General features: G+C 70.7%; 12 protein-coding genes. 8 read left to right on the top strand and 4 right to left on the bottom strand.

The genetic code is table 11. The features are described from left to right. The 4 genes from HOO61_RS21685 to HOO61_RS21670 all read right to left on the bottom strand — a co-directional run bounded on the left by HOO61_RS21685 (position 1) and on the right by HOO61_RS21670 (position 4,720). On the bottom strand, positions 1–903 hold the full coding sequence (locus HOO61_RS21685; protein ID WP_367650284.1) for a hypothetical protein: 903 nt from the start codon (positions 901–903) through the stop codon (positions 1–3). A 74-nt stretch (positions 904–977) separates the two neighbouring features. Continuing rightward, positions 978–1,907, bottom strand: coding sequence for a 2,3,4,5-tetrahydropyridine-2,6-dicarboxylate N-succinyltransferase (gene dapD / locus HOO61_RS21680; protein ID WP_172261770.1), 930 nt, complete (start codon positions 1,905–1,907; stop codon positions 978–980). Between the two features lie 43 nt (positions 1,908–1,950). Continuing rightward, on the bottom strand, positions 1,951–2,496 hold the full coding sequence (locus HOO61_RS21675; RefSeq protein WP_172261767.1) for a DinB family protein: 546 nt from the start codon (positions 2,494–2,496) through the stop codon (positions 1,951–1,953). A gap of 58 nt (positions 2,497–2,554) precedes the next feature. Further along, entirely contained in the window at positions 2,555–4,720 is a 2,166-nt protein-coding gene (locus tag HOO61_RS21670; RefSeq protein WP_172261765.1) for a hypothetical protein, read from the bottom strand. Between the two features lie 149 nt (positions 4,721–4,869). Here HOO61_RS21670 and HOO61_RS21665 point away from each other — a divergent pair, with 149 nt between their 5' ends. The 8 genes from HOO61_RS21665 to HOO61_RS21630 all read left to right on the top strand — a co-directional run bounded on the left by HOO61_RS21665 (position 4,870) and on the right by HOO61_RS21630 (position 12,919). Next, positions 4,870–5,610, top strand: a complete 741-nt coding sequence (locus HOO61_RS21665; RefSeq protein WP_172261763.1) for a glycosyltransferase family 2 protein — start codon at positions 4,870–4,872, stop codon at positions 5,608–5,610. Further along, positions 5,604–6,086 (top strand): GtrA family protein, encoded by a 483-nt coding sequence (locus HOO61_RS21660; protein ID WP_172261761.1) that lies wholly within the window; start codon positions 5,604–5,606, stop codon positions 6,084–6,086. The genes HOO61_RS21665 and HOO61_RS21660 overlap by 7 nt, the downstream gene beginning before the upstream one ends. A gap of 253 nt (positions 6,087–6,339) precedes the next feature. Beyond that, on the top strand, positions 6,340–9,543 hold the full coding sequence (gene ileS, locus HOO61_RS21655; RefSeq protein WP_172261759.1) for an isoleucine--tRNA ligase: 3,204 nt from the start codon (positions 6,340–6,342) through the stop codon (positions 9,541–9,543). A gap of 36 nt (positions 9,544–9,579) precedes the next feature. Beyond that, positions 9,580–10,638, top strand: a complete 1,059-nt coding sequence (gene dapE, locus HOO61_RS21650; RefSeq protein WP_172261757.1) for a succinyl-diaminopimelate desuccinylase — start codon at positions 9,580–9,582, stop codon at positions 10,636–10,638. Continuing rightward, positions 10,635–11,417: a TIGR00730 family Rossman fold protein gene (locus tag HOO61_RS21645; protein WP_172261755.1), complete on the top strand. Its 783-nt coding sequence runs from the start codon at positions 10,635–10,637 to the stop codon at positions 11,415–11,417. The genes dapE and HOO61_RS21645 overlap by 4 nt, the downstream gene beginning before the upstream one ends. Continuing rightward, positions 11,417–11,713, top strand: a complete 297-nt coding sequence (locus tag HOO61_RS21640) for a DivIVA domain-containing protein (protein ID WP_172261753.1) — start codon at positions 11,417–11,419, stop codon at positions 11,711–11,713. Before HOO61_RS21645 ends, HOO61_RS21640 begins: the two co-directional genes overlap by 1 nt. A gap of 16 nt (positions 11,714–11,729) precedes the next feature. Then, positions 11,730–12,152, top strand: coding sequence for a hypothetical protein (locus HOO61_RS21635; RefSeq protein WP_172261751.1), 423 nt, complete (start codon positions 11,730–11,732; stop codon positions 12,150–12,152). A 5-nt stretch (positions 12,153–12,157) separates the two neighbouring features. Continuing rightward, positions 12,158–12,919, top strand: coding sequence for a M14 family zinc carboxypeptidase (locus HOO61_RS21630; RefSeq protein WP_172261749.1), 762 nt, complete (start codon positions 12,158–12,160; stop codon positions 12,917–12,919). The last annotated feature ends 18 nt before the right edge of the window (positions 12,920–12,937 follow it).

The raw sequence follows: 12,937 nt of genomic DNA, 5'->3' as shown, positions 1-12,937 counted from the left end.
TCAGTCGAAGACGTCCACGTGGACGTGGTCGCGGTGCTCCAGGATCGCCCGGTCACCGCCGGAGGACGACGGGACGCGGTAGTCGCGCCAGCCGTCGCCTGCCCACGACCCGGCGCGCCAGATGCGGTCGTCGAAGATGACCGTCTTGATGTGCAACCGGTCGGCGTTGGCGACGAGGTAGTGCGCCATCGCCCAGCCGCGCTTCTTGTTCTCGTCGTTGATCGGCCGGAAGAACACGTCGATCGCCCGGCCCTCATAGTGGGCCGAGCCCTCCATGTGCCCGCTCGACACACCGCCGGGCTCGAAGCCGCCGAGGGACAGCGCGCCGAAGCGTTCCTCCAGGTCACGGCGTACGACGGCCGCGCGCGACACCAGGCCGGCCTCGTCGATCGCGTCGCTGACCTCGTCGGCGTCGCCCGGGACGTCGCACCACAGGGCGGCGCGGGAATTGCCGGTGAGCGCGGAGGCGAGGGCGCGGCCGTCCTTCTCGTGGTCGGCGTAGGCGTCGGGGAACCCCGAGCGCTGCACCTCCTGTGCGGCGACGGTGATCTCCATCGAGTCGTAGCCGTCGACCTTCTGGAGCGCGTCGTAGAAGGCGTTGGTGGCGTAGACCGGGTCGGTCAGCTGCGCGACGCTGCCCCAGCCCTGCGACGGCCGCTGCTGGAACAGCCCGACGGAGTCCCGGTCGCCGTAGTCGATGTTGTAGAGCTTGGACTCCTGATAGGCCGTGGCCAGCGCGATGCTCGCGGCACGTGCCGGCATGCCGCGCTCGACGGAGATCGCGGTGATGAGGGCGGCGTTCTCCGCCTGCTCGAGGTCGACGTCGACGGTGTGCCCGTCGACCTCGGCGGTGCACCCGCTCGTGTCGAGCAGGGGTGGCACCGCACCTCGGTCCACGAGCACCACGGCGGTCGCCACGGCGCCGAGCGCGACCACCGTGCCGACGGCGACCGTGCGGAGGGAGGGCACGAGGAGCCCTAGTTGGCGTGCAGTGCCGCGTTGAGGGCGATGCCCTCGCCCTTCCACGGCACGGCCTCGATGGCGCCGCTCACCGAGTTGCGGCGGAACAGGACGTTGTCGACGCCCGACAGGGTCGCGGCCTTGACGACGGCGGGTTTGCCGTCCATGTCCTTGACGGTGACCTTGGTGCCGGCCGTGACGTAGCAGCCGGCCTCCACGACGCAGTCGTCGCCGAGCGAGATGCCGATGCCGGCGTTGGCGCCGAGCAGGCAGCGCTCCCCGATGGAGATGACCTCCTTGCCGCCGCCCGACAGCGTGCCCATGATCGACGAGCCGCCGCCGACGTCGGAGCCGTCGCCGACGACCACGCCGCCGGAGATCCGGCCCTCGACCATCGAGGTGCCGAGCGTGCCGGCGTTGAAGTTCACGAAGCCCTCGTGCATCACCGTCGTCCCCTCGGCGAGGTGGGCGCCGAGCCGGACGCGGTCGGCGTCGCCGATGCGTACGCCGCTGGGCACGACGTAGTCGACCATGCGCGGGAACTTGTCGACGCCGAACACCGTGACGTGCTGGCCGCTCGCGCGCATCCGGGCGCGGGTCGTCTCGAAGCCCTCGACCGCGCATGGCCCGGCGGAGGTCCACACGACGTTGGTCAGCAGGCCGAAGACGCCGTCGAGGTTGAGCCCGTGCGGCTTGACGAGGCGGGTGGACAGCAGGTGCAGCCGCAGCCAGACGTCCTCGGTCGAGGCGGGTGCGTCGTCCAGGTCGGCGATCTCGACCAGGCGCACCTCACGTCGTACGCCGCGGACCTCGTCGTCGCCCTCCAGCGCCGTCAGCTCCGACGGGGCGTCACCCTCGCTCGCCGAGAGGACGGGAGAGGGGAACCAGGCGTCGAGCACGGTGTCGCCGTGCAGGGTCAGCAGGCCGTAGCCGGAAGCAGCAGTCACGCGCACAGCCTACGGAGGCTGCCCCACCCGCCCGGGCGGAGGCCTACTGGCCGGCGCGGCCGTCGATGCACTCCCGCACCAGGTCGGCGTGCCCGCAGTGACGGGCGTACTCCTCGATCATGTGCACCACGATGTCGCGCACCTCACTGGGCTCGCCGTGCACGTCCGCGACCGCGTCGAGGTCGGTGCGGTCGAGCACCTCGCGGGCGTACGCGATCTCCGACTGCCACAACGCGTGGCTGGCCCTCACCAGGTCGTCGTCGGCCTCCGGGAAGGTGAACCCCGCGTCCTCGGCCTCGTCCTGGAACAGCCGCGGGATGTCCATCCGCCCCTCTATCACCCGCCGGAACCAGCTCTGCTCGACCCGCGCCATGTGGCGCACCAGGCCGAGCAGCGAGATGTTGGACGGCGGCACCGCCCTCGTCGCCAGCTGCTCCGCCGTCAGGTCGTCGCACTTGAGCGCGAGCGTCTGGCGGTAGTGCTCCAGGTAGCCGACGAGGCACTCGCGCTCCCCGCGCGTGGGCCCCATCTGCATCCGGGGGTCCTGGTCGTGCGGGAGCCACATGCCGTCGTACCCGGGGTTCGCCATGGCAGCAGCCAACCGGCTGCCGGGGGGTGACGCAACGTCGGCAGATCCGTCCGACCGGTCAGGTGGACGGGATGAACTCGGCGTCAGGGAACGAGACGAAGGTTCCCTCCGGTGCACCTTCGAGGTCGATGTCGACGACGTGCCCTCCGCGCGGCACGGGAATGCGGACCACCGTGTCCCCGGGTCGGAGTGCCGACAGGCCCGCGACACCCCGCGCTCGCACGGCCTCCGGGGCCTGCGATCGGACGGTCAGCGCCAAGGTCCCCCCTGTCCGGGAGAAGGTGTTGATCCTGATGGAGGTGACGGGACCCTCCGACTCGTTGGTCCGGAAGGGTGTGACGACGTCGAGGTTCGTGCCCTCGACCACCAGGCCGAAGGAGCCGTCGGCGCCGGCGCCGAGGTTGTCGTAGTCGACGGGGTAGACGACCTCGGCGTCGAGCGGCGCCGTCGAGATGTCGCGCGCTGTGTCGCCGGGGCCTGCGAACAGGTCGTCCGTCGTGCGCCCGAGCACCCAGAGTGGGGAGTTGCGCAGGTAGTAGACCGACCACCAGAAGTCGGGAAGTGTGGTCTGGTCGGGGAATGCCGCGACAACCGGTCGCCCGGCCAACGCCTCGTAGGCGTCGAACGACGCGCGCTTCTCCGGGACGTCGACATAGCGCCAGATCCCGATCCGCGTGTTGGCTGTCTCCACCTCTGGGTGGCTCCCGGCGACGCTGTAGACCCGGACGACGGAACAGGCTGCGCCTGCGAACCCGGCGACCACCATGACCGCGACCGCGGCGAGCCCGATCAACCGACGCAGCTGGTGCTTGACGCGGTTGCCTGGCTGGGCGCCGCGCAAGGCCTGTCGCAAACGGCTGGCAGTGAGCCATGCCCCCACCCACACCAGCGGGACGGTCAAGGCGAACATCTTGTAGAAGCTGTACCGGAGGTCCTCCCCGGTCACGACGAAGGCCAGGGGCATCAAGGTGTACGCAGCCAGCACGATGCCCAAGGTGGACGGCGGGTCCATCGCGAGGCGCAGCAGCCCGTGGAGCCCCAGGATGTAGATCCCCACCGCCACCGCGGTGGCCGCCGCTGCCACGAGGTCAGTGCGGCCCTCCAGCGAGTTCGCCCAGAACGTCCAGGTCAGGACTCGGGGGGAGTAGGCGAAGGGGTAGGCCTCGTTGAGTCCGGTCCGCGTCATCGACTCGGTGCTCGACAGGATCTCGGAGAGCAGTCGGTTGCCCAGGGGCACGCTGAGCACCACCGCGGCGAGCCAGGCGCCGACTGCGTGGACGAGCCCGGAGACCCGCCCATCGAGCACCTGGCTGGTCACGAGCGCGACCAGCGTCAGCGGCGCCATGACGTAGAGGGCCTCCATCAGGGTGAATGCCGCACCGCTGATCAGGAACGCCAGTGCGAGAGCCCGCGCGGCGCTCGGCGCGCGGAGCGTGTCGTCCAGGACACGGATGAACGCAATGACGAGTCCCGTCACCATGGCCATCGGGATGAACCCCTGCACTTGGCCGACCACCACGGCGGGCAGGAGGGCGGCGCTCGCGCAGGCACCGATCCGCATCTTCGGGCCGACGGACCAGTCCTTGGTGAGCAGCAGGAAGGCCAGGAACACCCAGCCCACGGAGACGACCCCGATGAACCCGACGGTCGATCCGCCGTCAGTGCGCAGGACCGAGGCCAGGAAGCTCTGCATGAGCGCACGTGCAAGGCGCTCCGGACCGAAGTCGACAGCGGTGGCGGCCTCGGCGAACGGGTGGTTGCCGAACTCCGCGAAGACCTGGCCCGGCGCTGACACGCGAAGCGCCTCTGCCTGGCTCGCGTAGAAGTAGGTGTCCCAGTAGGCGTAGCCGCGGTAGAAGCGGGGCCCCACCAGGATGAACGAGAGCCCTGCGGTGACCGTGACGGCTGCAAATGCGACCCAGACGGGCGCTGTCGCACGCACCGCTTCGCGGAACGGTCCACCTCGCCGGCGACGGAGGTGCGGTACGAGCGCGAGCAGCCCCGCCACGAGTAGGGGCCAGGCGACGAGCTGGGTGGCGAGTCCGAGCGACGCCGTCACGCGCGTCAGGAAGGTGAGGACGCCGTAGCCGAGGAGCGGCGCCACGACGAGGGCTTCGGGCACTGCCGCGGCAGCCGCCCGGCCGGGGTACGCGCGCTGCGCGAGCGGGAGGCCGAAGACGAACAGGATGCTGATGCCCACGAGCAGCATGAGAAGGGCTGACACGAGTGGGAGACTCCTTGCCGGATGTGGCCGCGGGGGTGCGCGAGGTCAGCCAGCGGACGCGATGCCAGGACGGGACCGGCGCAGCGGGACACGTCGCCAGGGCGAGCCCGGCTTCGTCCATCCGGACCGGCGCGCTTACCTTAACGTCCATGAGCAGTGTGGTCGTCGTCATGCCCGCCTACAACGAGGCGTCCGGCATCGCAGCCTTCCTCAGCGAGCTGCAGCGACACCTGGGCCGGGACGCGGAGTTCGTCGTGGTCGACGACCGGTCGAACGACGGCACGGCCGAGGTGGTGCGGCAGTGTGCCGACGACGGTGTTCCGGTCCGGCTGGTCGGCAACCCGTCGAACCTCGGCCACGGTCCGAGCACCATGCGCGCCATGGCTGCGGGACTGGAGAATGGCAACGACATCGTCGTGACCATCGACGGCGACGGTCAGTTCGAGGGGAGCGACGTGGCTCGCCTCGTCTCACTCATGGTCGGCGACGACCGCGTCGAGGTGATCGAGGGGGTCCGGACCCAGCGGAGCGATCCGTACTTCCGCCGACTGACGTCGGCGATCACCCGTCTGCTGGTGTGGTCGCGGGCGCGACAGCTCCCGGCTGACGCCAACACCCCTCTGCGGATCTACCGGGCGGCCACGCTGCAGGACCTCCTCGAGCGCCTGCCCCGGGAGTCCATGACTCCGAACCTGGTGATGTCCGTGCTGGTTCGCACGCGAGGGCTGGCGCTCCGCGAGGAGCCGGTGCGCTCACGGGTGCGCCGCGGCGGTGATGCCCACGGGAGCACCTGGCAGGCGCGACACGCGCTCATCCCCAGCCGCAGGTTCCTCACGTTCTGCCTGCTCGCGACGAGGCAGTGGGTGCGGCTGCGGGGACGCGCGTGGTGACGTCGGCCTGGTCGCGGGTCGCTGGCCGCTCCCGGGGACAGTGGCTGGCGCTGGCGCGTCAGCTGGTCTCGTACGGGATCTTCGGCGGAGTCGGCGCGATGACGGATCTCGGCACCTATCTGGTGCTCGTGCACGGGATGGCGATGCCGCCCGTGGCGAGCAACATCGTGAGCGTATGTTGTGGGATAGCGGTCAGCTTCACCCTCAACTCGCGCTTCACCTTCAGTCGGCAGGACCGCCGGCACGTTCGTCTGGTGCGCTTCTTCGTCGTCGGACTGACCGGTCTGGCCATCTCGACCGCACTCCTCGCGGTCTTGGTGCACGCTGTCCACCTGGCTCCGTTCTGGGCCAAGCTGTTGACCGTGCCTCCCGTGGTCCTGGGGCAGTTCCTGACGAATCGGTCGTGGACCTTCGCCCACCTGCCCGGAGCCGAACGGCAGCCGCCGACGGCGACAGACCCTCACCGCGCGAGGTGAATTCGCGGACGGGTCGGGCTGCGCCGTACGATCGCAGCAGGCGCTTGAGCCGTCATCAGCGGCGAGCCTCGGGAAGAACGGGTACGGCGATCCGGCCGCGGCCCCACTAGAACCCGACGGGTACGGCCCGACACAGCCGAACGAAGCGGTCCGTCCAGCAAGGGCGGGCAAGCGAGGTGGTACCGCGGCAGGGATGTCGTCCTCGTGTCAACGAGACCGAGACGTACGACGCCACCGCGAGGAGCACCCAGAGATGACCTACCCCAAGGTCAGCCACACCGACGCCACGACCGTCGCGAGCAGCCCACGCTTCCCGGAGATCGAGGAGGCGGTGCTGGCCTACTGGGAGTCGGACGACACCTTCCGCGCGAGCGTCGAGCAGCGTGACGCCGGCCAGGACGGCGCCAACGAGTTCGTCTTCTACGACGGTCCGCCCTTCGCCAACGGCCTGCCGCACTACGGGCACCTGCTCACCGGCTACGTCAAGGACCTCATCCCGCGCTACCAGACGATGCGCGGCCGCAAGGTCGAGCGCCGCTTCGGCTGGGACACCCACGGCCTGCCCGCCGAGCTCGAGGCGATGCGCCTCAACGGCATCAAGACCACCGACGAGATCGTCGAGCTGGGCATCGAGAAGTTCAACGAGGCCTGCCGCCAGTCGGTCCTGAAGTACACCGGCGAGTGGCGTGACTACGTCACCCGCCAGGCGCGCTGGGTCGACTTCGACAACGACTACCGCACCATGAACCCGGAGTTCATGGAGTCGGTCATCTGGGCCTTCAAGCAGCTGCACGACAAGGGCCTGGTCTACGAGGGCTTCCGCGTGCTGCCCTACTGCTGGCAGGACGAGACGCCGCTGTCCAACCACGAGCTGCGCATGGACGACGACGTCTACCAGATGCGCCAGGACCCGGCCGTCACCGTCGGCTACGACGTGACGACCGAGGGCCCGTTCCAGGGCGTGAAGGTCCTCGTCTGGACGACGACCCCCTGGACCCTGCCGTCCAACCTCGCGGTGATGGTCGGCGAGGACATCGACTACGTCGTCGTGCAGTCCGACGGCCCCACCGGCACCGCCGAGCGCTACCTCATCGCCGAGGCCCGCCTGGCGTCGTACGCCCGCGAGCTGGGCGACGAGCCCACCGTCACCTGGCGCGGCACGGGCGCCGACCTCGTCGGCCTGGAGTACGCCCCGCCGTTCAGCTACTACGCCGGCCACGAGCGGGCCTTCCGCCTCGTGCCTGCCGAGTTCGTGACGACCACGGACGGCACCGGGCTGGTGCACACCGCCGGCGCCTTCGGTGAGGACGACAAGGTCGTCACCGACCGCGAGGGCATCGAGGCAGTCATGCCGGTCGGCAAGGACGGGCGCTTCACGTTCCCGGTCACCGACTACGAGGGCATGCAGGTCTTCGACGCCAACCTCCAGATCATCGACCACCTGAAGGCCGCAACGCGCGGTGAGGGGGAGCAGGGCAGCGTCACCTCCGGCACCGTCCTGGTGCGCCGCGAGACCTACGACCACTCCTACCCGCACTGCTGGCGCTGCCGGCAGCCGCTCATCTACAAGGGCGTCTCGTCGTGGTTCGTCGAGGTGACCAAGGTCAAGGAGCGTCTGATGGCGCTCAACCAGGACATCCGCTGGGTGCCCGAGCACATCAAGGACGGCCAGTTCGGCAAGTGGCTGGAGAACGCCCGCGACTGGTCGATCACCCGCAACCGCTTCTGGGGCTCCCCGGTGCCCGTGTGGAAGTCCGACGACGAGCACTACCCGCGCGTCGACGTCTACGGCTCGTTCGAGGAGATCGAGCGCGACTTCGGCACCCTGCCGCGCGACAAGAATGGCAACCCCGACCTCCACCGCCCGTACGTCGACGACCTGACGCGACCCAACCCCGACGACCCGACCGGGAAGTCGACGATGCGCCGCGTCACCGACGTCCTCGACGTGTGGTTCGACTCCGGATCGATGAGCTTCGCGCAGGTGCACTACCCGTTCGAGAACAAGGACTGGTTCGAGCACCACTTCCCCGGAGACTTCATCGTCGAGTACATCGGCCAGACCCGCGGCTGGTTCTACACGATGCACGTCCTGGCCGGCGCGATCTTCGACCGCCCGGCGTTCTCGACGTGCCTGAGCCACGGCATCGTGCTCGGCAACGACGGCCAGAAGATGTCGAAGAGCCTGCGCAACTACCCCGACGTCCGCGAGGTCTTCGACCGCGACGGCGCCGACGCGATGCGCTGGTTCCTCATGTCGAGCCCGATCCTGCGCGGCGGCAACCTCGTCGTGACCGAGCAGGGCATCCGCGACTCGGTGCGGCAGGTGCTGATCCCGCTGTGGAACAGCTGGTCGTTCCTCAGCCTCTACGCCAACGCGGCCAAGGGCGGCGAGGGCTACGACGCCACCTGGCGCACCGACAGCGCGCACCCGATGGACCGCTACATCCTGGCCAAGCTGCGCGACTACGTCGCCGCGATGACCGACCAGCTCGACAACTACGAGGTGGCCGCGGCGTGCGACTCGACGCGCGGCTTCCTCGACGTGCTGACCAACTGGTACATCCGGCGTTCGCGCGAGCGCTTCTGGGACGAGGACCCCGACGCCTTCGACACGCTCCACACGGTGCTCGAGGTCGTGTGCCGGGTCACCGCGCCGCTGATGCCGCTGACCACCGAGGAGGTCTGGCGCGGCCTGACCGGTGAGCGGTCGGTGCACCTGACCGACTGGCCGTCCGCCGACGACCTGCCGGCCGACGAGTCGCTCGTCGCCTCGATGGACACCGTCCGTGACGTCTGCTCGGCGGGCTCCGCCCTGCGCAAGGCCGCCAACCTCCGCAACCGGCTGCCGCTCTCGCAGCTGACGGTCGTCACCGACGCCGACCTGACCGGCTTCGAGTCGCTCGTCGCCGACGAGCTCAACCTCAAGGCCGTCCAGGTGCACGCGACCGACGCGCCCGAGGCGGCGTCGTACGGCGTCTCGCAGCGGCTCACGGTCAACGCCCGCGCCGCCGGGCCGCGCCTGGGCAAGGACGTCCAGCTCGCCATCAAGGGCTCGAAGTCCGGTGACTGGTCGGTCGCCGACGACGGCACCGTGACGGCCGGCGGACTGGCGCTCGTCGAGGGGGAGTACTCCCTCGAGACGGTCGCCGGGTCCTCCGACGACGCCACGGCGATCGGCATGCTGCCGCGCGGCGGCTTCGTGGTGCTCGACACCGCCGTGACGCCCGAGCTCGAGGCTGAGGGCACCGCCCGCGACCTCGTCCGCGCCGTCCAGCAGGCCCGCAAGGACGCCGGCCTGCAGGTCAGCGACCGGATCAGCCTGACCATCGCCGGCCCGGAGGCGACGCTCGCCGCGGCCCGGACCCACGAGGCGCTGATCGCCGACGAGACCCTGGCCACCTCGGTGTCGTACGACGACGCGGCGGAGGTGGACGTGCGGGTCGCCCGGGCCTGACCCGCACCGCCACCCCCGGCTGGTTGGATGGGAGCCATGGCCCACCTCGACCTGTCCGCCGACGTCGTCACCCTGACCCAGCAGCTCGTCGACGTCTTCTCCGTCAGCCACCAGGAGCAGGAGATCGCCGACGCGGTCGAGGAGGCGCTCGCGGCACTGCCGCACCTGACGGTGACCCGCCGCGGGCACACGGTCGTGGCGCGCACCGACCTCGGCCTGGGTGAGCGGGTGGTGATCGCCGGCCACATCGACACCGTGCCGCTCAACGACAACCTGCCCTCGCGGCTCGAGGACGGCGTCCTGCACGGCCTGGGCAGCTGCGACATGAAGGGCGGGGACGCGGTGATGCTCAAGCTCGCCGCCGACGTCACCTCACCCAACCGCGACCTCACCTTCATCTTCTACGAGGCCGAGGAGGTCGACTCGGTCCACAACGGCCTGCGCAAGCTGACCGAGAGCGACCCCGACCTCCTGCAGGCCGACTTCGCGATCCTCATGGAGCCGAGCAACGCCGCGATCGAGGCGGGCTGTCAGGGCACCATGCGCGTCGACGTCCGCACCACGGGCGAGCGCTCGCACAGCGCGCGCAGCTGGAAGGGCGTCAACGCCATCCACCTCGCCGGCCCCGTGCTCGCCCGGCTCAACGACTACGTCGCGCGGCAGCCCGAGATCGACGGCCTCACCTTCCACGAGGGCCTCAACGCCACCGGCATCCGCGGCGGCGTCGCCGGCAACGTGATCCCCGACGAGTGCGTCGTCGAGGTCAACTTCCGCTTCGCCCCCGACCGGAGCGAGGCCGACGCCGAGGCCTTCGTGCGCGACTTCTTCGAGGGCTACGACGTCACGGTCACCGACATGGCCGCCGGTGCCATGCCGGGCCTCGACCGCCCCGCGGCCAAGGCGTTCGTCGACTCGGTGGGCGGTGAGGCCGCGCCGAAGTTCGGCTGGACCGACGTCGCGCAGTTCACCCGGCTCGGCGTCCCGGCGGTCAACTTCGGCCCCGGCGACCCGATGTTCGCGCACAAGCAGGACGAGCACGTGCCCACCGAGCACATCGCGCGCTGCGAGCGCATCCTCAAGGAGTGGCTCTCATGAACGACCGAGCCCCCGACCGGCACGGCGACCGGGTGGCGGGTCCCGTCATCGAGCGCCGCGGCCAGGTCCACGAGGGCAGCACCACCGACCAGCGCCTGCTCGACTCCCGCGGCGCGACCGACTGGGTGCACACCGACCCGTGGCGCGTGCTGCGGATCCAGGCCGAGTTCGTCGAGGGCTTCGGCGCGCTCGCCGAGACCGGCCCTGCCATCGCCGTCTTCGGTTCGGCCCGCACGCCGGTCGACCACCCGTTCTACGCGATCGGCGAGGAGGTGGGCCGCAAGCTGGTGGAGGCCGGCTTCGCCGTCATCACCGGCGGCGGACCCGGCGCGATGGAGGCCGCCAACAAGGGTGCCTGCGAGGCCGGGGGAGCCAGCGTGGGGCTCGGGATCGAGCTGCCGTTCGAGTCCGGCCTCAACCAGTGGGTCGACAAGGGCATCAACTTCCGCTACTTCTTCGCCCGCAAGACGATGTTCGTCAAGTACTCCCAGGGCTTCGTCGTCCTGCCCGGCGGCCTCGGCACCCTCGACGAGCTCTTCGAGGCGCTCACCCTCGTGCAGACGCGCAAGGTGACGTCGTTCCCCATCGTGCTGATCGGCACGTCCTACTGGTCGGGCCTCGTCGGCTGGCTGCGCGAGACGGTGCTGGCCGAGGGGAAGATCAACCCCGGCGACCTCGACATGATGGTGCTCACCGACGACGTGGACGAGGCGGTGTCACTGATGGTGGCCGCCCGCGAGGACCGCTGGCCCACCCCCGAGCCGGAGCGGCCCGAATGATGACGTGGTTCTTCGCGGTCCTCGTCGTCCTGGCCATGGGCGGGGTGGCGGTGGTGGCCTCCGGCAAGGGCGGCTCCATGCCTCCCGCGTACGACGACCGCCCCGACCTCGCGCTGCCCGACGACCGACCGATCGGGGCCGAGGACCTGCGCCGGGTGCGGTTCCCGCTCGCGCTGCGCGGCTACCGGATGTCCGAGGTCGACGCCCTGCTCGCCCGGCTGGCGAGCGAGCTCGAGGACGAGCCGGGCCCCGGCCCGGACGGCTCCGCCTCGTCTGGCGAGCCGCCTCGCGTCTAGGGCAGACTGCCCGGTCATGTCGTTCCCGATCGTCGTCTGGATCCTCACGGCCCTGGCTGCCGTGGCGATCGTGCTGACCCGGTTGCGCCTCCGGGGGGAGGCAGCGGCGGGCCGCTTCTCCATCAGCAGTCGCGTGCCGCTCACGCACTTCGTGTCCGGCGTGGTCGCGCTCGTCCTGTGGCTGGGCGTGCTGGTCGCCCCGGAGGACTCCTTCATCGGGGGTCCCTTCGTCGGGATCCTCGCGATCGCGTTCTGGTGGGTGACCGCGATCTGCGGGCTGCTGATCCTCGCGCGGTGGCTCCCGTCCAGGGGTCGCCACGCGCCCGAGGCGGCCGGCGACTCGTGGAGCGACGGCCCGGGGCTGTCCCTGCTGGCCCACCTCGGCATGGTGGTCGGCGTCCTGGTCTTCACCTACGCCTACCTCTCGGCGGCCGTGTGATGGCGGTGCTGCGCACCCGGTCGGCGTACGCCGTCGCGCTGGTGGTGACCGTCGCCGGACTCGCCCTGCCGGCGCAGGCAGTGGCAGTCCAGGCCGGGGACGACGCCCGCCCGGCCGTCGTCGAGGTCCGCACGATCGGCCACTCGGTGAAGGGACGACCGATCCGGGCGTGGCGGCTCGGTGAGCCGGGCAAGCGGCGGATCGTGCTCGTCTCCACGATGCACGGCGACGAGCCGCACACCCGCCGCATCCTGGAGACGCTGCGTGACGGGCGACCGGTCCGGGGCGTCGACCTGTGGGTGGTGCCGACCTACAACCCCGACGGGCTGGCCCGCGGCACCCGGCGCAACGCCCGCGGGGTGGACCTCAATCGCAACTTCCCGCACCGCTGGAAGGACCTCGACGGCAGCTACGAGTCGGGCCCCCGCCCGGCGAGCGAGCCAGAGACGCGGGCCGTGATGACCTTCCTGGAGGAGGTCGACCCGCGCCGCGTGGTCAGCTTCCACCAGCCGCTGCACGGCGTCGACACCGACACCAAGGACCCCGGCTTCGCGCGACGACTGGCGCGGTCGCTGCGGCTGCCACGCACGACCCTCGACTGCGGCGGGCTCTGCCACGGCACCATGACGATGTGGTTCAACCACCGCTTCCGCGGGTCGGCGCTCACCGTCGAGTACGGCAGCCGCCCCTCACGCCACCGGATGGCCGTCCAGGCGCCGCGTCAGCTGCTCGGCGCGATCGGCGCCCACCGCACGCGCCGCGGCTGAGGGTCGACGGCCGAGGTT

It is taken from the genome of Nocardioides sp. zg-1230, assembly GCF_013155335.1.
Taxonomy (GTDB): Bacteria; Actinomycetota; Actinomycetes; order Propionibacteriales; family Nocardioidaceae; genus Nocardioides.
Note: the sequence above shows the minus strand (reverse complement) of the source record. Positions and strands in the feature narration are given on the sequence as shown.